We start from the raw sequence: 18,094 nt of genomic DNA, 5'->3' as shown, positions 1-18,094 counted from the left end.
CGGCCATTTAAGTTCGCGCACGCGCTCCGAAGAGATATGAGCCAGCAGTCCCCACGCGAGGAGGACCCGGACGACGTGTTCTCCAGCGGTAAGGACCCGAACCTCCGCAGCACGGAGGTCACGGAGGGTCCAGACAAGGCCCCGCACCGTGCGATGTTCCGCGCCATGGGCTTCGACGACGAGGACTTCTCGTCGCCGATGGTCGGCGTGCCGAACCCCGCCGCCGACATCACCCCGTGTAACGTCCACCTCGACGACGTTGCCGACGCCGCCATCGAGGGCATCGACGCCGCGGGCGGGATGCCCATCGAGTTCGGGACCGTCACCATCTCCGACGCCATCTCAATGGGGACTGAAGGCATGAAGGCCTCGCTCATCTCCCGCGAGGTCATCGCCGACTCCGTCGAACTCGTCTCCTTCGGCGAGCGCATGGACGCGCTCGTCACCGTCGCCGGCTGCGACAAGAACCTCCCCGGCATGATGATGGCCGCCATCCGAACGGACCTTCCCTCCGTCTTCCTCTACGGCGGCTCCATCATGCCCGGCCAACACGAGGGACGCGAGGTGACCGTCCAGAACGTCTTCGAGGGCGTCGGCACCTACGCCGAAGGCGACATGAGCGCCGACGAACTCGACGACCTCGAACGCCACGCCTGCCCCGGCGCGGGCTCCTGCGGCGGGATGTTCACCGCCAACACGATGGCCTCCATCTCCGAGGCGCTCGGGATGGCCCCCCTCGGGTCGGCCTCCGCGCCCGCCGAGTCCGACGAGCGCTACGAGAACGCCCGCCGCGCCGGCGAGGTCGTCCTCGACTGCGTCGAAAACGACCGCCGCCCCTCCGACATCCTCACGAAGAAGTCCTTCGAGAACGCCATCACGCTCCAGGTCGCCACCGGCGGGTCGACCAACGCCGTGCTCCACCTGCTCGCGCTGGCCGCCGAGGCCGGCGTCGACCTCGATATCGAGGAGTTCAACGAGATTTCCCGGCGCACGCCGAAGATCGCCAACCTCCAGCCCGGCGGCACGCGCGTCATGAACGACCTCCACGAAATCGGCGGCATCCCGGTCGTCATCCGCCGTCTCGTCGAGGCCGGCCTGTTCCACGGCGACGCGATGACCGTCACCGGCCGCACCATCGCCGAGGATCTCGACCACCTCGACCTCCCGGACGACGACGGCCTCGAAGCGGACTTCCTCTACACGGTCGACGAGCCGTATCAGGACGAGGGCGCAATCAAGATTCTCACCGGCAACCTCGCGCCCGACGGCGCGGTGCTGAAGGTGACCGGCGACGACGCCTTCCACCACACCGGTCCCGCCCGCGTCTTCGAGAACGAGGAGGACGCGATGCGCTACGTGCAGGAGGGCCACATCGAGGAAGGCGACGTCATCGCCATCCGAAACGAGGGACCGCGCGGCGGCCCCGGCATGCGCGAGATGCTCGGCGTCACCGCCGCCGTGGTCGGACAGGGCCACGAGGACGACGTGGCGCTTCTCACCGACGGTCGGTTCTCCGGCGCGACGCGCGGCCCGATGGTGGGCCACGTCGCTCCCGAGGCGGCCGAGGGCGGCCCCATCGGTCTCCTCGAAGACGGCGACGAGGTGACCGTCGACATCCCGAATCGCGAACTCTCCGTGGACCTCTCTGACGAGGAACTCGACGCGCGGCAGGAAGACTGGGAACCCAAGCCGCCGGCGTACACCTCCGGCGTGCTGGCGAAGTACGCCCGCGACTTCGGCTCCGCCGCGAACGGCGCGGTGACGAACCCGGCGCTCACGCGCGACGAATAACGGCGAGTCGCCGCGACGACTCCCGCGACGCGGACGCCGCCGTCCGCCGTCAGAACAGGCCGGATCCGAACGCTCGGTACAGGGCGAGAATCCCGACTCCGAGCGCGGTTCCGGCCGGAACCATCGCAATCACGTTTCGCGGCTGTTCGGTGAACCCGTAGACGCACAGGCCGAGCGGGACGGACCGAAGCACGTCTATCGTCCACTCCGGGAGGACGGGCGAGAGCCCCGACCACGGAACCAAAAAGAGGAGTCCAGCGCCGCCGAAGAACGCGATGATTCGGTTCCACCGCCACGAGGAGAACTGCACGGCGCAGTCGACAGCAGCTATCGAGTTGACAGTTTCGGTGCGGAATCCGGTCGCGGCGTCACCGACTCCGCATCTGCGATGTCACCGACTCCGCGCCCGCGGGGTCGCCGGGTCGACTCGGCTTAGGCCACGCGGTTCCGCAGGTCGTCGTCGCCGGCGTCCAGTTTGTCGAGGTTTTCGGCGATGATGTCGGCCATGCGCTCCCAGTACTTCGGGGTGTGGCCGGCGTTGTGGGGCGTGATGAGGACGTTCTCGAACTCCCAAAGCGGGTGGTCCGCGGGGAGCGGTTCGGGGTCGGTCACGTCGAGCGCGGCCCCGCGGATACCGTTGCTCCGGAGTTGGGAGACGAGCGCGTCGGTATCGACGACCGGACCGCGGCCGACGTTGACGAGGACGGTGTCGGGAGCCATCGAGGCGAACGCGTCGGCGTCGACGAGGCCGCGGGTGGCGTCGGTCAGCGGGCACGCGATGACGACGTAGTCGGCGCGCGCGAAGGCGTCGTGGAGGCCCTGTTCGTCGTCGAAGCCGACGACCTCGTCGGTCGGGCCGCCCTTCTCCGGCGAGTAGCGCACGCCGACGGTCTCGACGCCGAACGGGTCGAGCCGGTCGACGACGGCCTCACCGAGCGCGCCGAGGCCGACGACGGCGACCGTCGAGCCTTGCAGTTCGACCGTCGGGTACGACTGCCAGACGTTCGCCTCCTTCTGTCGCTCCGCGACGTGGAAGCGGCGGGCGAAGTAGAGGAGGCTGCCGAGAACCTGCTCGGCGATGTTCGGGCCGTGGACGCCGGAGGCGTTGGTGACGGCCACGTCGCGGGCCTCGAACGCCTCGATGGGGAGGTGGCCCGTGCCGGCGAACACGCAGGCGAACAGGTCGAGGTTCTCGGCGGCGTCGAGGTCGGCTTCGCTCACGTCGAACCCGGTCGCGACTTGGACGCGAGAGAGGAGGTCGCGCTCCTCGGCGGGCGTCGTTGCGAGGGCGACCTCGCGGTCGGGGAGGCGCTCGCGGAGCGTTTCGGCGTACGCCTCGGCAGACAGGCCGTGAATCTTCTGCCGAAGCACCGCGATATCTGGGTCGGACATGCTCGATGATTCTCGAAGGCGGTGATGAATCTGTCCGATTCGGGCGGGGCAGAGCGGGGCGGGAGGGGGCCGCTCACTCGATGGGCTCGCGCCGCCGCGGGCGACGTTTCGAAATCGTTCGGGTGACCGCGACCGCATCGACCGTCGGGTCGACGACGAACCGGGAACCGTCTTCACCGAGTTTCCACGCAACGGGCGCATACCCCTGTGGGGCGGGGCCGCCGTCGACGAAGACGAGGTCGCCCGTCTCGTCGCGGAACACGACGGGCTCTCGCGATTCGTCCGGCTCGTCTGCGGTCATTGACTCGGAGCTACCGCGGTCTCCGCTATAAACCTCCGTCTCTGGTTATCAGACGCGGTATTTAGTTGGTATTCTCCGACAAAATCGATAGCAACTACCGGGATGTTCGTCCTCTCGAAATTATCCCTGTTCGTACCGTCGGGCGCGGTGCGGAGGCCGTCGGGGCGTCGTTCTCGGAGCGTGGCCGAGCGGCGGCGCGTCGGTGTCGCGGTCGCGCCACGCGCCGGAAAACGGGGCGAGCGGCGCTCGGGCGCGCGGTCTCGAAACCGTCGGACGCCGCGTCGGTTCAGGGGGTTTAATACCCGAGCAAAGTGCTGTAACGGTATGGAACGCGTAGATGTCGCCATCATCGGCGGCGGTCCGGCCGGCACGTCGGCGGCACACGCCGCGGCCTCGGCCGGGGCCTCCGCCGTGGTCCTCGAAAAGGGCGTCCCCCGAGCAGACCGACCGGGCCTCGGGCCCGATTCGACGGACGCGGCCGGTATCCTCGACTACTGGGTGGACATCATGGGCATCCACCCCGACGAGTTCCCCGACGACATCGTGCTCGATATCCTCGACCGCGCGGAGTTCATCGGGCCGAACGAGTCGCTGACGCTTCGAAGCACCGGTATCGACTCCTCGTACGACGAGTTCGGCTACACCTTCCACCGCGCGAAGTTCGACGACTGGCTCCGCAGTCGCGCCGAAGACGCCGGCGCGGAGTACCGCGTGAAAGCCTCCGTGCGCGACGTGGAGACCGACCTCGACGCCGCGGGCGACGACCCCCGCCACGTCGTCCGCCTCGCCAACGGCGAGGACGTGGGCGCGGAGTTCGTCGTCCTCGCCGACGGCCCCCAGCGGACGGTCACGAACAAGGTGCTCGACGACCTGCTTCCGTTCCCCATCACGGACCGGCTGTCGTCCACCGAGGCGAACCACATCGCCTATCAGGAGCACCGCGAGTTCCCGCCGGAACTGTTCGACGAGGTCGACGGCGCAATCAAGTTCTGGTGGGGCTACATGCCCGGCCACACGGCGTACCCGTGGGTGTTCCCGAACGACGACAACGTCTGCCGGGTCGGTCTCACGATGCCAATCGGCCTCGATATCGACGAGGTCGACGACCGCGATGCGTACGCGCTCCTCCGCGAGGACGACGAGCGCATCCCGCAGGGCCGCGAGTACGTCCGCCGCCTCCTCGAACAGGAGTACGGCGACGAGTACGACATCGACGAGGACTTCCCGCTCGTCGAGGACCGCGGGAAGACGAAGGGGACCGAGACGTACGCCATCTCCTCGACGCGACCCATCGACTCGCCCGCGGAAGCCGGCATCGCCGTCACGGGCGGCGCGATGGGCGCGACCTCCGCCTTCCACGAGGGCGGCGACCACGTCGCCGTCCGGACGGGGGCCATCGCCGGCGAACTCGCCGCCGAGGGCGACCTGAGCGACTACAACGAGCGCTGGAAGGAGGCCATCGGCGACGAGATTCTCCGCAACGTCGCCATGGCCGAAATCGTCCACGACTACGGCCCCGCCCAGTGGGACAAGACGTTCAAGGCGGCCCGGAAACTCCTCGAAAAGGACGAGGGCTACAAGGCGTTCGGGGCCGCGAAGCTCAGCGCCGGGTTCAGCGCCGCCAAACTCGCCACGCAGTACCAGCGAACGAAAGTGAAGTACCGCAAGGGCAAGTACGTCCAACTGCGCGAAGACGAGTACGCGTTGTAGCCGACGGAAGAGTTATCGGTTTCTCCGAAGCTCTGTTAGTCGATGGCCGGTCGACCCTCTCGGCGTCAGCTGCTCCGCCGCGGAGCCGTCGCCGTCGGCGTCGGACTGACCGGCGCGCTCGCGGGCTGTTCGTCGCTTCGAGGCTGTTCGTCCGCCGAAATCTTCCTCCGGGCGGAACTGGTCGGGAACGCCCCGGACGGGGCGACCGTCGTCGACGCCGCCGACCCGCGGGTCGCAAACAGCCCGTGGGTGCTGAAGGTGGTCGAGGCGGCCGCCGAGGGCCACCCGCGCGAGTCCAGCGTCACCGACTGTCTGAGCGACTACGACGCCCTCCGCGCGGACCTCGACGCGCTCCCGTCGGTCGACCGGTCCGAAGACCGTCTCTACTACGTCCGCGTCGACGGGCAGGTCGTCCGGCTTCGGGCCGTCTTCTTCGCCGGCGACGACGCCCGCCGGTCGGAACTCGTTTTACCCCCGGCGCGCTAGGGTCGGGTGCGTACCTCAAGTCCCCGGCCGAGTGTTCCCGCTTCGGGAGCGATGACAGCACGGCGAACCCGGGTGCGCGACAGCTACTGGCCGGCTGACGCCGGCGTACTTCGGAACGTCCGCGCCCGAAAGACGGACCGCCCGGCACGAGGGTTTCCCGGTCGACGCGGCACGCCGCCTCGGGATGAGACCGGCCGTTAGTGTTCTGGGCGACATCTTCACTCGGCGAGCGGCGTCGCTGATTGTCGGCGGTCCCCAGTCCGACCCGCGAGTGTGACGAATCAGAACCCCCGCGAGCGACCGCTATCGGTCCCCGAACGTACCGGACCGTCCACCGAGAGCCACGAGTATCGCCCGGCGGTAGCGGGCGGCCAACGCCGTCACCACGAGCCGGTCGCGGTCGTTGACGCCGAGGGCGACGAGCGCGCCCACGTACGTCACCAGGCCCAGCGCCGCGCCGGCGACGACGACGAGTCCGCCGGTCCCGGCTCCGACCAGCGTCTCGCGGACGAGGAACATGACGCCGGCCGCGGCGACGCCCGCGCCGAGGGGTTTGAGAAACGTCGCGTCGAAGGGCCACAGCCCCTCGAAGCGCCGCAGGAGGACGACCTGAACCGAGTTCTGGACGGCGATGGCGACGGCCGTGCCCAGCGCCGCGCCGGCGAGGCCGAACGCCCGGACGAACGCGAACGTGAGGAGCGTGTTGAGGACGGCCAGAAGCCAGTCGAGCGCCATCCGGGCGTACTGGTGGTCGGTCATCATGAGCAGCCACCCCGTCGCGCCGACGGCGCTGCCGACTAACACGCCGCCGAGGTAGATGACGAGCGGGGCGTAGCCCGCCGCGAAGTTCGGCCCGAACGCGGAGAGAATCGACCGCCCGTACACCGCGAGCACGGCGAGAATCGGAACGACGCAGGTGACGATGAGCCGCGTCACCGCCGTGTACACCGCGTTGAGCGTCTCCATCTCGTCGTCCGCGTAGAGTCCCGACGCGACCGGCGGCAGGAGCATGTTAAACGAGAGGAGCGGAATCCACGCCAGCGTCACCAACACGAGCACGACGTTGTAGACGCCCGCCGCCGTCGCGGTCAGGAGGAAGCCGACGAGCATCACGTCGACGCGGTTCTGGAACACCTTGCCGAGGCTGCTCAGCGCGATGGGCGCGGAGTGGTTGTAGAACCGCCGGGCCTCGGAGCGCAGGCCGCCGACGGACGGTCGGATGCCGCTCGCCGAGACGACCATCGGAAAGCCGAGTACCGCGAGTCCGGCCATGCCGACGACGAACGCGGCGGCGACGCCGACCAGCGAGTACCCGAGCGCCATCGCACCCACGGCACCGACCAGCTTGACCGCCGGGCGGAGGACGCGATTGAAAAGCGCCTCGCCGCGGGCCGACTGCACGGCTCTGAGGACGCCGGCGTGAATCCGCACCACGCCGACGAGGACGACCAGCGCCGCGAACAGGTGTATCGTCGGCGGGAAGTCGGGGTGCGAGACCGTCGCGTCGTTGAGCCGCCCGCTCGTGAGTACCAACCCGCCGGCGAGTCCGAGCCCGACCGCGAGAGTCGTGAGATACGCCAGTGCCACCACTCGCCCCCGTCGCTCGGGGTCGTCGTCGTCCGCGGAGAGATACCGCTGGAGCGTCCCGACCGACCCGAAGTTCACGAGGCGAAACAGGAGTTGCGAGATGCGCCACGCGAACGCGTAGACGCCGTAGGCGACCGGGCCGAGGCCCTGCGCGAGCACGTACTCGGTCGCCGTCGTCAGCGCCCGCTGGAGCGACTGCCCGCCGGAGGCGACGACCGCGCCGTGCCCGATGGTCAACAGCGCCTCGCGCTCGTCGTCGGGGATGTCGGCGTCGGGCGCGGCGTCAGAGATATTGGCGGCGGAGATGTCGGCGTCGGGGATATCGGTGTCGGAGATGTCGGCGTCGGGACTCCGGTCGTCGGAACCGTCGGCGTCGGGTGTATCGGAGGGCACTGTCGCGTCTCTGTCGCTTGTCGAGGTCGAAAATAAGTCGCCTGATTCGCCCGCGAGTCACCACCGCGCGGAACCGCGGTCAGTCCCGACGCGAGGCGAGCGCGAGCCAGCCACCGCCGGCGACGATGCCGAGGATGCCGACCAGTCCGAGGGGGCCGGAGAGCCCGAACAGCGTCGCCGCGAGGCGGTACGAGCCGGCGGCCCGGAGGGCGACGCCGGCGGCCGCGACGCCGAACGCCGAGAGCCAGAGCGCGCCGCCCAGCCGAGCCAGCCGACTGCGCCACAGGCGCTTTGCGAGACTCGTGAGCGGTCGTCGGGGGAGGTCGTCGGGGGGGTCGGCTGCCGGGGCGGCGTCGTCTCCGCGGTCGTCGTCGGGTGGGGCCTCGCGGGGCGAGAGAAACGCGGTCCCGACGCCGACGACGAAGCCCGCGAGGCCGACGGCGAGCGAGTGCGGGGCCGCGGCCCCGTTGAGCGCGGCGGCTATCGCCACGAGGCCGACGAGCTTCGAGCCGGCGTCGACGAGGCGGAACGCGCGGGGCGAGAGTGGAACGTTCATAGTCGAAGTCGGGGTCGGCGGGTCGCGAGCCTGTGCGTCAGCCGGCGGTGCCGAGTCGGCGCTTGCGACGTTTGAGGAGCCAGTAGACGACGGCGAAGTCGAAAAGCGGCATCCCCACGGTCAGCGCGACGAGCCACGGGTAGAGGACGGCGTCGGAGACGCCCAACACGGCGGCGACGGTGGCCCGCATCCCGTCGATAGAGAGGACGATGATGAGCATGACGGCCGCGACGCCGAGGGCCGTCTGGAGCGGTCGGTCGAGCGGGTCGGCGGTGAAGTGGACCGGGTGTTCGGGGTTATCGAGGAGCGGCCAAATCATCATCACGCCGATGATGAGCGAGGGGACGACGACGCCGCCGGCGAACCGGCCCCACTCGCCGAGCCACGAGGGCATCATCTTCAGCGAGCCGAACACCCACATGAAGAACCAGTCCGGGCCGACGTGCGAGGGCGTCGACGTGGGCGTCGCCGGGCCGATGGCGGCGATGCGCTGAACCGGGAAGAAGCCCGCGAGGAAGGCGACGGTCGCGGCCGTCAGGAGGAAGACGATAGTCGAAACGAGGAACTGCTGGGGGAAAAGCGGCATACCGACGACGACGCTGTCGTCATCGCCGTCGGGGCGGCCCTCGCCGCGGGAGCTCGGCGCGTGTTCGGTGTGTTTCTGCCGCATCAACACGGCCATGTGGAGGACGATAGCGCCGACCAGCGCGGCCGGGATGAGAAAGACGTGGAGGAAGAACATCCGCGGGATGACCTGGTCGGCTCCCGCCGGGAACGCCCCGCCGAAGACGAGCGACTGCAAGAACGAGCCGACGCCGGGAATCGTGCCGGTCATCTGGAAGCCGATGGTCGTCGCGGTCTTGCTGAAGTTGTCGTAGGGGAGCGCGTAGCCGAAAAAGCCCTCCACGAGGGCGAACAGGAGGAGGGTGCTCCCGATGAACCAGTTCGGCTCGTGGGGGTTGCGGTACGCGCCCGTGAAGAAGACGCGGAACATGTGCAGGGCGATTGCGGCGATAAAGAGGTACGCCGCCCAGTGGTGCATCATGCGTGCGAACATCCCGAAGGTGGTGTCGTAGGTGATGTGCAGGACGCTCGCGAACGCCGCTGGAACCTCCGTGCCGGCGTACTGGAGCGCGTTGCCCTCGTAGGTGACGCTGTTGACCGCCGGATTGTACAGGAGGCCGAGGAACGTCCCCGTCAGCCCGAGGATGACGAAGGTGAAAAGCGCGATTTCGCCGAGGAGGAACGAGCCGTAGTCGTCCTCCGGGAACGCCTTGCCGAGGAGCGTGTGGTCCAGTTCGAGCCGCTGGTCCAGCCAGTCGAACAGGGCGTTTCTGGGGTACGCCTCGTGGGTCCGGACCGTCAGGTCGGTCTCCGGGAGGTCGCCGCCCGCCTCGCCGCCGTCCGACCGCGCGTCGGGTCGGTCGTCGCCGGAGCCGTCGTTCGGTGCTGTCCCCGTCATCTCATTCCTCCGTCCCTATCGGTCCCTCGAACGGCCCCGTTGCGAGCAGGAGCGTCCCGTCCTCGTCGTCAGCGATGCCGAGGGGAAGCTGCGGGAGCGATCGCGAGGCCGGGCCGCCGGTCACGGACGCGCCCTTCGTCGGGTCGTAGAGGCTCCCGTGACAGGGACACCGAAGCTCGGAGCCCTGGTCGCCGGCGACGAGACAGCCCTCGTGGGTACAGACCTTCGAGTAGGCCACGTAGCCCTTGGCCGTCCCCTCGATGTTCGTGGGCGCTTCGTACTCGTCTTCGGGGAAGCGAAGCAGGAGCGTGGTCGCGCGCTTGGTGACGAGCGCGCCGCCGCCTTCCTTCTCCGGAAAGACGTCCATCTTGTCGAACTCGTCGGTCGAGAGCGCGTCGGCGGCGGTCAGGGGGTTGCCGTCCCTGTCGACGAGGCGGGTTCCCTCGACGTAGAGCGTCTCGCTTCCGGTGTCGAGGCTACCGGGAAGCCCGGCCGCGTAGTCGACGCCGAAGCTTCCGATGGCGGCCGCGCCGCCGATGCCGGCGAGGAGCTTCGCCATGTTTCGCCGCGTCAGTTCGTCGTCGCTCTGCGGGATGTCCGGGGCGTCTGTGTCGGTGTCGGTCTCAGTGTCGGTGTCGGTGGTGCGTTTGCTCATGTCCGTGCGGGTGGTCAGTGGTCTCTGGTCTCTGCGACGGTGATGCTCGGGACGAAGTACGCCGTGTACGCGAGGACGGTCAGCGCGAGCGAGAGGAACAGCATCCCGGCGTAGGTGCCGAGGAACTGCGTTCGCGCCGGGCCGAGTCCCTCCAGCGCGAGGAGGGCGGCGAACGACACGTCCACCCACGAGAGGAGCGCCACGACGAGCAGTCCGGTCCGCGACGACACGGCCGGGACGTAGTCGAGAATGCGCCGGGACTCGGTCTCCATGTACGGGGGGACGGAGACGGTCGCGTGGCCGCCGTCGGCGACGACGGAGTCGCCGAGGTGGCTGATGCGGTCGAGGAACCGCTTTGTCCCGACCATCACGCCGACCATCCCGAGCAGCGCGACCCACGCGACGACGCCGGCCTGATTGACGCCGACTTCGACCGGGCCGGGGAGGTAGCCGCTCGCGGGCTGGAGGTCGGACGAGGTGTTGACGGCGACCGGCTCCGCGCCGGTGCCGACGCCGATACCCCCGCCTTCGGTCCCGCTCGTCAGCGCGACGTACCACATCGGGAGCAGTACGACCGCGATGAGGAGCAGGATGACTGCGGTTTCACGCCGCATCGGTTCTCACCGCCGAACGTCGGGTCGGATTCACCACGAATTTCATGAATGTACCAATAGTCTTACCTAATCGTTACTGCCGGATTGACGCTCCCACGACTGTGGGCCGACCGCGGATTCGCGGGAGCGACGATGCCACGTAAGCGTTCAGACGAGCGGTTATTTGTCTTTCTGTTTCGGAATGTTCGAGAACCAACAGAACTACAAGATAGTAGACGAACGGTCAGATAGTAGGCAGTATCAGCGGTAATACGAACTCAAACACCATTATGAACAGACGAACGTTCATGAAAAATATCGCGGGTGGAGTCGCCGTCCTCGGGACGTCGACGGGCGTCACCGGGGCGTCGAACGAGAACTCGACCGCCGAGTCCGGCGGCGGTACAGACGCCGGCGGCGGTTCGGGCGGCGGCGGTTCGACCACCCATACTATCCAGATGGTGACAGAAGGCGGGGAGTACTATTTCGACCCCGTCGGACTGCACGTCGACCCCGGCGACACCGTCGAGTGGGTCCTCGAAAGCGGCGACCACTCCGCGACGGCCTACGCCGAGTCGAATCAGGCCGAACAGCGCATCCCGGCGGACGCGTCCGGTTTCGACAGCGGCCTCTTGGGGGAGACCGGCGCGAGCTTCTCGTACACCTTCGAAGTCGAGGGCACCTACGACTACTTTTGTAGCCCGCACAAGCAGCTCGGGATGGTCGGTCGGGTCGTCTGCGGCGACCCCGGCGGGCCGGCCGAGGAGGGCGCGATTCCGAACGAGCCGGGGTCCGGTCTCATGCCCGGGTCGGGAGACATCGTCGAGGCGGGGTCGCTGTCGTATCCCTACGTCCCGAGCGGCGGGTCCTCGGGGTCGCTCCCGTGGCAGTTCTGGGCCGCGGCGGGCGGACTCGGGACCGCCGTCGTCGCGATGGTCTCCAAGTACGACCGGGCGTCGGGCCGTTACAGCGAGTAAGCCGGGTCGCCCGCGGTTCGGATTCAGGTCAGGCCGCGGTCGGTCGCCCGACCGTCTCGCGGACGAACTTCCCGAGCAGGCCGAGCGTCGCCGCTCCCATCGCCGCGGCGAAGACGACGACGAAGACGGAAAGCGGGTCGCCGAGGTCGGAAAGCGCCCGCGAGCGGACGAAGTTCGCGGCGAGAACCGTCGTGACCGCGAACAGGACGACGCCGCCGAGGTTCGCCGGCGTCGAGTTCGGCTCCGAGACCGCGTCGCCGTTGAGTAAGACGAGCACGACGGCGATGGCGAACGGCGTGCCGACGAGGCCGAACGCCAGCACCAACACGAGAAGCGGGAAAAAGGCCCCGCCGAGGAACGCGCCGACGCCGGAGAACAGCGCCACGCCGGCGAGGAGCGCGCGGTAGCGGCCGTCCGAGAGGTCCGTCCCCCAGCCGAGTTTGTCGGCGACGAGGAACGGCGGGACGACGGTGTTGCCGCCGAGCGTGGAGACGGCCGCGCCCAAGAGGCCGAGCAGGAACAGCCACTTGGCGTTCGCGCCCGCAATCGGGCCGAGCGCCTGCGCGGCCGCCACCGCCGTGAGGTCGCCCGCGGCCACCTCGGGGCTGTGGAGGACGCTCGCGGCGACGAGGAAGATGGCGAGGCTGTAAACGCCGAAGGCGACGAGCATCGACGCGCCCACGTCGAACGTCGCCAGCCCGTAGTCGCGGGTCGTCCAGCCGCGGGCGCGCATCGTGTACGAGTGCATCGTGATGAGCGTGATGTGGACCGCGCCGCCGAGGATGCCGGCGGCGACGAGCGCGCCGTCGACGCCGGACGGGACGCGCGGGACGAGCCCGCCGGCCGCGGCCGCCGGGTCGATGGGAACCAACACCAGCGACGCGAGAAACGCGACGACGACGGCCGCCACGAGTCCCTTCGCGAGGAGTTCGACGAAGCGGTAGCCGCGCCCGGCGAGGCCGGCGGCGAGGACGACCGCCCACACGACGCCCCAGACGCGGGCGTCGACGCCGGTTATCGTCGCGCTCACGTTCGCGAGGCCCTGCATGATGACCAACTGGGCCAGCCCCGCGGCCAGCACCGCGTCGGCGACGAGCGCCCACGCCCAGCCGTCGCCCAACTCGCGTTCCACGACCGAGACGATGCCGTCCTCCGTGAGCAGGCCGAGCCGCATCGAGAGATACTGCGCCGACGCCCCGAGCACCGCCGAGAGCACGACGACCCACAGCATCGCGTAGCCGAACGTCGCGCCCGCGGTGAGCACGGTCGCCATCGTCGCCGGCCCCGCCGCCACGGCGCCGGCGACCCACGACGGCCCCATCTCCGAGAGATATCCCCGCCAGTCGCCGCCCGTCACCGCCGATACGTCGAGTCTGGGTTCGTTCATGCCGTCGTGGTCTCGGCGGTCGTCACAAAAGTGTTGTTACTGGGTGTTACAACCGAGTAATTCCCCGCGTCGCGGGAGGTGGCACGCGACGTTTTATCCGATGTTCGCGACAAACATAGGTAATGAACGATGGTGTCGGCACAATGAGACTCCTCGTCGCCGCTGACTCGGGCGTCGCGGCGGCGGTCACCGAGGCCGTCCGTCGGCGGCTACCACGGGTCGACATCGACGAGGTTCGAACCGCGGCTGCGGGGCTGACACTGCTCGACGACGCCGATGCCGACGCCGGTTTCGACTGCGTCGTCTCGGCGGACGACGTGGGAGCGACCGACGCGCTCGAGTTCCTCGCCGCGGTTCGGAAGCGAGACGCCGCGCTGCCGTTTCTCGTCGTCGCCGGCGGGGACTGCGAGGTGACGGCGAGCGACGCCCTCGACGCCGGCGTCACCGACTACGTCCGGGTCCGAGGGCCGGAGGGGTACGACGAGGTGGCCGCCCGAGTCGAGCGGGCGGTCGCGGCGTCCGGCCGGCGACCGGTCGACCCGTCGCTCGTCTACGAACGCGTCTTCGAACAGATACTCGAGGGGGCGTGCCTGTACGACCGCGATGGGCGGTTCATACTCGTGAGCGACTTCCTCGCCGGACTCTACGGGGCGACGCCCGCCGAACTCGAAGGCGAGCGGAGCCGCCTCGTCGAGACGATTCGCGAGGAACGCCCGGGCGACCCGTATCAGCGACTCTTGGACGGCGAGACAGACTCCCTCGAAGGGGAGACCGAACTCGTCACGCCGGACGGCGAATCGCGGATACTGAGCTATCGCTTCGCGCCGCTTCGGATGGCCGGTGAGGTCGTCGGCGTCATCGGCGTATCGAGGGACGTCACCGAACGACAGGAGCGAGAGCAGAAACTGAAGCGCGCCCGCGAGGAGTACCAGGAGCTCATCGACGGGATGAACGACACCGTCTGGGTCATCGACATCGACAGCCACATCCTCGCGGTGAACGAGACCGCGGTGGAGCTGCTGGGCTACTCGCGGGACGAACTCCTCTCGATGACGGTCCACGACATCGACGCGGGACTCAGCGACGACGAGGCGTCGGCGCTCGTCACCCAGATGCCGACCGACGGGACGCAGGTGTTCGAAACGGTCCACCGGGCGAAAGACGGTCGAGAGATACCCGTCGAAATCAGTTCGAGCCTCGTGACCTACCGGGGGGAGACGGTCGTGTTGAGCGTCGCCCGGGACATCACGACGCGGAAGCGCTACGAAGCGGAGCTCCGCGAACAGAATCGCCTCCTCGAAACGCAGCGCGACGAGCTCGGGGTCCTGAATCAGGTCGTCCGCCACGACGTTCGCAACGACCTGCAGTTAGTGACCGCCTACGCGGAACTGCTCGCTGAGTACGTCGACGACGGCGACGCGCGGGAGTACGTCGAAATCGTCCGGAGGCGCGCGAACCACGCGGTCGAACTGACGAAGACGGCCCGCGACATGGCCGAGATGATGAGCACCCGAGGGGTCGAGACCAAGCCGGTTCCCCTCCGGGGGGTGCTGGACGCGGAGCTCGCGTCGGTCCGCGACATGGCACCGGACGCGAACGTGGCGGTCGACGGCGAGGTGCCCCCGGTCACGGTGCTCGCCGACGACATGCTCGGCTCCGTCTTCCGAAATCTCCTGATGAACGCCATCCAGCACACCGACGAAGACGAGCCGACTGTCGACGTGTCCGTCACGCACGCCGAGCGCGAAGACCGCGTCGTCGTCCGCGTCGCCGACGACGGCCGCGGCGTCCCGGACGAGCGGAAAGACGCCATCTTCGCCAAGGACGAAAAGGGGCTGGAGAGTCGGGGGACCGGACTCGGACTGTACCTCGTGCGGTCGCTCGTCGAGAAGTACGGCGGCGACGTGTGGGTCGAGGACAACGACCCCAGCGGCTCCGTCTTCGCGGTCGAACTCCGACTCGTCGACGGCGGTCAGTCCGACTCGGACCAGTCGTCCCCGACGCGGTCGTAACCCATCATCTGGCTCCCCTCGTGTTCGGTGAAGACGACCTTCTGGTTCGACTCCGGCACGCCGAACCGCTCGGTGACGGCCTCGATGACCGCGAGGGCGAGGTCGCGCTTCCGGTCCGCCGTCCGGCCCGCCCGGATGTCGGCCTGCAAGACGACGGTCTTGTCTCCGGTCGCCCGGCCGAGGTGAATCGCCCGGGCCTCGCGGACGCTGACGGCGGCGTAGTCGGTGTCGGCGTCCATCCGTTCGGCGTACAACTCGGCCATCTCGGTCGCGAACTGGTCCGCCTCGCGCGCCGTGACCTCGAAGTCGAGGTCGAACTGGAGATGCGGCATCTGCGTGTGCGTCCGATACGCCCGCGGCGCAAAAGAACCCTCGTGGGAGGCGTCGAGACGTGCGGCGAGTCGCGGCTTACAGGTCCGCCACGTCTTCGATGGCGTCGGTCAGCGCCTTGATGGACTCCACGTCGTGTTCGCCCATGTGGCCGATGCGGAACGTCTTCTCCCCGAGCGCGGAGCCGTAGCCGTTCGAGAACGCCATGTCGTACTCCTCGTTGACCTTCTCGATAGTGGCGGCGACGTCGATGCCCTGCGTGTTCTCGATGCAGGCGACGGTCTGGGACTCGTAGCCCTCCTCGGGGAACATGTCGAAGTGCTCGTAGGCCCACTCGCGGGTGTACTCGGCCATCTCGCGGTGGCGCTTGTCGCGGCCCTCGTGGCCCTCGTCGAGCATGTGTTTCATCTGCTTGCGGTACGCGAGCATGATGGGAATCGCGGGCGTCGAGTGGGTCTGGCCCTTGCGGTCGTAGTAGTCGAGGGTGCGCTGGAAACCGCCGTACCACGACGCGGAGTCCTTCGACAGTTCGCGCTCGTAGGCCTCGTCGCTGACGGTGCAGATGGCCAGCCCCGGGGGCATGGCGAACGCCTTCTGCGACGAGGCGAAGATGACGTCGATGTTGTGCTCGTCGATGTCGACGTAGTCGCCGCCGAGGGCTGACACCGCGTCGACGACGAAGTAGGTGTCGGGGTACTCGGCGACCACGTCACCGATTTCCTCGATGGGGTTGCGGACGCCGGTCGAACTCTCGTTCATCACGGTGGCGACCACGTCGTACTGCTTGTCGCTGGATTCCAGCGCCTCGCGGATGTCCTCGGGCTTGATGGCCTGCCCCCACTCGTACTCGATGCGGTCGACGTTCTTGCCGAGGCGCTCCGCGACGTTGGCGTGGCGCTCGCTGAAGCTCCCGCAGGTCGGCACGAGGATGTTCTCGTCGACGAGGTTGAGCGTCGACGACTCCCAGATTTCGGTGCCCGACCCCGTGAGAATCATCACGTCGTTGTCCGTGCCGAGGAACTCCTTCGTATCCTCGACGATGGTCGTATAGAGGTCGGTCATGCGGTCCATGCGGTGGCCGAACATCGGCTGGCACATCTCCGCGATGACGTCCTCGCGCACCTCGGTCGGACCGGGGATGTACAGCGTCTTGTCCTGATAGTCGTCCGTGTATTCGCGTTTTTCCGTCACGTCATCCACCTGAATACGGGTCACTGCGTCGTGGGCGATGATGGTACTTGTGATTGCGACACTCGTCGCAGTTGCTCAGGCGGTGTTAACACGGGACAATACGGGCCGGCAGACGACGGATGGACGGATGGAGAACCCCCGCGGAGCGCGGCGGGTCCGCGCTCAGTCGTCGGCTTCGGCCGACTCGGCCCGCGGGACCGTCACGTCGGTCAGGCCGGCTTCTATCTGCTCGCGCCGACCTTCGAACTCGCCGGGGAGGACGAGGCGGCCGCCGAGGTCGTCGAGGGGTTCGTCGGCGGTGTAGCCCGGGTCGCTCGTGGCGAGTTCGAACAGGACGCCGCCGAACTCGCGGAAGTAGACCGACCGGAACCAGTGGCGGTTGATTTGGGCGGTCGGGCGCAGGCCCTTCGACTGGACGGCCTTGCGCATCGCCTCTTGGTCCTCGTCGGTCGGCGTCTGGAAGGCGACGTGGTGGACCGTGCCGAGGCCCTGTCGGCTGCTCTCGATGGTCGGCAGCACGTCCACGTACTTCCCGACGCTCCCGGTCGCGGCGAACCGCGTCCGCTCGTCGCCGGGGGTGTCGCCCTGCGCCTCCTCGGTGCCGACGCGCTCGAAGCCCATCGTTTCGAGGAGGTCTTCGGTGGGCTGGGGGTCGGCCAGCCAGAGCGTCACGGAGTGGAAGCCGCGAATCGCAACGTCTTCTGGGACGAACTCGGTCCACGGGACGGTCGGGTCGTCGCCGGGAATCTCGACTTCGACCAGTTCGACCGGGAGACCGTCGGGGTCGCTGAAGGGGAGGACCGTTTCACCGAATCGCTCGACTCGGTCGTCGTAGTCGACGCCGTACTCGTCGAATCGGTCCTCCCAGTAGTCGAGGCTCCCCTCGGGCACGCGGAACGCGGTCCGCGAGACCTGCCCGGTGCCGACCTTCCCGCGCGAGAGGTTCTCCCACGGGAAGAACGTCATGCTCGTGCCGGGCGTCCCCTCCGCGTCCGTGAAGAAGAAGTGGTACGTGCTGGGGTCGTCCTGATTGATGGAGCGCTTGGCGAGGCGGAGTCCGAGCGTCTCGACCCAGAAGTCGAGGTTCTCCTGCGGGTCGCCCGCGATGCAGGTGACGTGGTGGATGCCGGGTGTCGGCGTGGGTTCTGCCATAGGCGGTCCTACGGGCCGCAAGGACTTGAGTATCCGCTGACGCGAGTGTTACCGGGTCGCGGCGGCGTCATCGCCGCTCGCACGGACCCGGCAGTCGAATCGGTGAGACACACGTTTTT

The 18,094-nt window shown here is 68.4% G+C and carries 17 protein-coding genes; 5 read left to right on the top strand and 12 right to left on the bottom strand.

The annotated features are described in order from the left end of the window. Nucleotides 1-36 precede the first annotated feature (36 nt). Nucleotides 37-1,791: a dihydroxy-acid dehydratase gene (ilvD, locus tag DEQ67_RS10025; RefSeq protein ID WP_115891492.1), complete on the top strand. Its 1,755-nt coding sequence runs from the start codon at nucleotides 37-39 to the stop codon at nucleotides 1,789-1,791. A 49-nt stretch (nucleotides 1,792-1,840) separates the two neighbouring features. Here ilvD and DEQ67_RS10020 read toward each other — a convergent pair whose 3' ends face one another. The 3 genes from DEQ67_RS10020 to DEQ67_RS10010 all read right to left on the bottom strand — a co-directional run bounded on the left by DEQ67_RS10020 (nucleotide 1,841) and on the right by DEQ67_RS10010 (nucleotide 3,484). Next, the gene (locus DEQ67_RS10020; protein ID WP_006601487.1) at nucleotides 1,841-2,101 is read right to left on the bottom strand and encodes a hypothetical protein; all 261 of its coding nucleotides are present in this window, start codon (nucleotides 2,099-2,101) and stop codon (nucleotides 1,841-1,843) included. Nucleotides 2,102-2,223: 122 nt separating this feature from the next. Next, complete coding sequence (locus DEQ67_RS10015) at nucleotides 2,224-3,183, bottom strand: D-2-hydroxyacid dehydrogenase (RefSeq protein ID WP_004062327.1); 960 nt, start codon at nucleotides 3,181-3,183, stop codon at nucleotides 2,224-2,226. A 73-nt stretch (nucleotides 3,184-3,256) separates the two neighbouring features. Next, nucleotides 3,257-3,484 carry a hypothetical protein gene (locus DEQ67_RS10010; protein WP_004062324.1) on the bottom strand — a complete coding sequence of 76 codons (228 nt, stop codon included), beginning with the start codon at nucleotides 3,482-3,484 and terminating at the stop codon, nucleotides 3,257-3,259. Nucleotides 3,485-3,808: 324 nt separating this feature from the next. Between DEQ67_RS10010 and DEQ67_RS10005 the strand changes: the two genes are divergently transcribed. Further along, on the top strand, nucleotides 3,809-5,194 hold the full coding sequence (locus tag DEQ67_RS10005; protein ID WP_115861789.1) for an NAD(P)/FAD-dependent oxidoreductase: 1,386 nt from the start codon (nucleotides 3,809-3,811) through the stop codon (nucleotides 5,192-5,194). Between the two features lie 42 nt (nucleotides 5,195-5,236). Then, complete coding sequence (locus DEQ67_RS10000; RefSeq protein ID WP_006601489.1) at nucleotides 5,237-5,680, top strand: hypothetical protein; 444 nt, start codon at nucleotides 5,237-5,239, stop codon at nucleotides 5,678-5,680. A 303-nt stretch (nucleotides 5,681-5,983) separates the two neighbouring features. Here the strand turns inward: DEQ67_RS10000 and DEQ67_RS09995 are convergent, their stop codons facing one another. The 5 genes from DEQ67_RS09995 to DEQ67_RS09975 form a co-directional block, all read right to left on the bottom strand. Beyond that, nucleotides 5,984-7,660: a lipopolysaccharide biosynthesis protein gene (locus DEQ67_RS09995; protein ID WP_199522547.1), complete on the bottom strand. Its 1,677-nt coding sequence runs from the start codon at nucleotides 7,658-7,660 to the stop codon at nucleotides 5,984-5,986. A gap of 79 nt (nucleotides 7,661-7,739) precedes the next feature. Next, complete coding sequence (locus tag DEQ67_RS09990) at nucleotides 7,740-8,216, bottom strand: hypothetical protein (protein ID WP_006601491.1); 477 nt, start codon at nucleotides 8,214-8,216, stop codon at nucleotides 7,740-7,742. A 37-nt stretch (nucleotides 8,217-8,253) separates the two neighbouring features. Continuing rightward, nucleotides 8,254-9,678 carry a cytochrome b gene (locus DEQ67_RS09985; protein ID WP_004042783.1) on the bottom strand — a complete coding sequence of 475 codons (1,425 nt, stop codon included), beginning with the start codon at nucleotides 9,676-9,678 and terminating at the stop codon, nucleotides 8,254-8,256. Between the two features lies 1 nt (nucleotide 9,679). Continuing rightward, nucleotides 9,680-10,333: a ubiquinol-cytochrome c reductase iron-sulfur subunit gene (locus DEQ67_RS09980; protein ID WP_004062316.1), complete on the bottom strand. Its 654-nt coding sequence runs from the start codon at nucleotides 10,331-10,333 to the stop codon at nucleotides 9,680-9,682. Between the two features lie 14 nt (nucleotides 10,334-10,347). Then, a complete protein-coding gene (locus DEQ67_RS09975; protein WP_004042787.1) occupies nucleotides 10,348-10,947 on the bottom strand; it encodes a hypothetical protein in 600 nt (199 codons plus the stop codon). A 269-nt stretch (nucleotides 10,948-11,216) separates the two neighbouring features. Here DEQ67_RS09975 and DEQ67_RS09970 point away from each other — a divergent pair, with 269 nt between their 5' ends. Next, complete coding sequence (locus tag DEQ67_RS09970) at nucleotides 11,217-11,903, top strand: plastocyanin/azurin family copper-binding protein (RefSeq protein ID WP_115891493.1); 687 nt, start codon at nucleotides 11,217-11,219, stop codon at nucleotides 11,901-11,903. A gap of 28 nt (nucleotides 11,904-11,931) precedes the next feature. On the opposite strand, the gene DEQ67_RS09965 is transcribed toward DEQ67_RS09970, so the two are convergent. Further along, complete coding sequence (locus DEQ67_RS09965; RefSeq protein ID WP_115802837.1) at nucleotides 11,932-13,290, bottom strand: NRAMP family divalent metal transporter; 1,359 nt, start codon at nucleotides 13,288-13,290, stop codon at nucleotides 11,932-11,934. A 143-nt stretch (nucleotides 13,291-13,433) separates the two neighbouring features. Between DEQ67_RS09965 and DEQ67_RS09960 the strand changes: the two genes are divergently transcribed. Then, nucleotides 13,434-15,302, top strand: a complete 1,869-nt coding sequence (locus tag DEQ67_RS09960) for a PAS domain S-box protein (protein WP_115891524.1) — start codon at nucleotides 13,434-13,436, stop codon at nucleotides 15,300-15,302. Here DEQ67_RS09960 and DEQ67_RS09955 read toward each other — a convergent pair. The 3 genes from DEQ67_RS09955 to DEQ67_RS09945 form a co-directional block, all read right to left on the bottom strand. Then, entirely contained in the window at nucleotides 15,263-15,634 is a 372-nt protein-coding gene (locus DEQ67_RS09955; protein ID WP_004042795.1) for a tautomerase family protein, read from the bottom strand. The two genes, DEQ67_RS09960 and DEQ67_RS09955, sit on opposite strands and share 40 nt — an antisense overlap. A gap of 76 nt (nucleotides 15,635-15,710) precedes the next feature. Next, the gene (locus tag DEQ67_RS09950) at nucleotides 15,711-16,823 is read right to left on the bottom strand and encodes a pyridoxal-phosphate-dependent aminotransferase family protein (protein ID WP_115891525.1); all 1,113 of its coding nucleotides are present in this window, start codon (nucleotides 16,821-16,823) and stop codon (nucleotides 15,711-15,713) included. A gap of 162 nt (nucleotides 16,824-16,985) precedes the next feature. Beyond that, on the bottom strand, nucleotides 16,986-17,975 hold the full coding sequence (locus DEQ67_RS09945; protein ID WP_004062307.1) for a ring-cleaving dioxygenase: 990 nt from the start codon (nucleotides 17,973-17,975) through the stop codon (nucleotides 16,986-16,988). Nucleotides 17,976-18,094: the final 119 nt, after the last annotated feature.

The sequence above is a fragment of the Haloferax sp. Atlit-48N genome, assembly GCF_003383015.2.
Lineage (GTDB): Archaea > Halobacteriota > Halobacteria > Halobacteriales > Haloferacaceae > Haloferax > Haloferax volcanii.
The sequence above is the reverse complement of the archived record's forward strand: the minus strand, read 5'-3'. Positions and strand labels throughout refer to the sequence as shown.

Coding starts and splice junctions, on each gene's coding strand:
- ilvD (WP_115891492.1), top strand. CDS start 37: ATGAGCCAGCAGTCCCCACGCGAGGAGGACCCGGACGACGTGTTCTCC.
- DEQ67_RS10015 (WP_004062327.1), bottom strand. CDS start 3,183: ATGTCCGACCCAGATATCGCGGTGCTTCGGCAGAAGATTCACGGCCTG.
- DEQ67_RS10010 (WP_004062324.1), bottom strand. CDS start 3,484: ATGACCGCAGACGAGCCGGACGAATCGCGAGAGCCCGTCGTGTTCCGC.
- DEQ67_RS10005 (WP_115861789.1), top strand. CDS start 3,809: ATGGAACGCGTAGATGTCGCCATCATCGGCGGCGGTCCGGCCGGCACG.
- DEQ67_RS10000 (WP_006601489.1), top strand. CDS start 5,237: ATGGCCGGTCGACCCTCTCGGCGTCAGCTGCTCCGCCGCGGAGCCGTC.
- DEQ67_RS09990 (WP_006601491.1), bottom strand. CDS start 8,216: ATGAACGTTCCACTCTCGCCCCGCGCGTTCCGCCTCGTCGACGCCGGC.
- DEQ67_RS09985 (WP_004042783.1), bottom strand. CDS start 9,678: ATGACGGGGACAGCACCGAACGACGGCTCCGGCGACGACCGACCCGAC.
- DEQ67_RS09980 (WP_004062316.1), bottom strand. CDS start 10,333: ATGAGCAAACGCACCACCGACACCGACACTGAGACCGACACCGACACA.
- DEQ67_RS09975 (WP_004042787.1), bottom strand. CDS start 10,947: ATGCGGCGTGAAACCGCAGTCATCCTGCTCCTCATCGCGGTCGTACTG.
- DEQ67_RS09970 (WP_115891493.1), top strand. CDS start 11,217: ATGAACAGACGAACGTTCATGAAAAATATCGCGGGTGGAGTCGCCGTC.
- DEQ67_RS09965 (WP_115802837.1), bottom strand. CDS start 13,290: ATGAACGAACCCAGACTCGACGTATCGGCGGTGACGGGCGGCGACTGG.
- DEQ67_RS09960 (WP_115891524.1), top strand. CDS start 13,434: ATGAGACTCCTCGTCGCCGCTGACTCGGGCGTCGCGGCGGCGGTCACC.
- DEQ67_RS09955 (WP_004042795.1), bottom strand. CDS start 15,634: ATGCCGCATCTCCAGTTCGACCTCGACTTCGAGGTCACGGCGCGCGAG.
- DEQ67_RS09945 (WP_004062307.1), bottom strand. CDS start 17,975: ATGGCAGAACCCACGCCGACACCCGGCATCCACCACGTCACCTGCATC.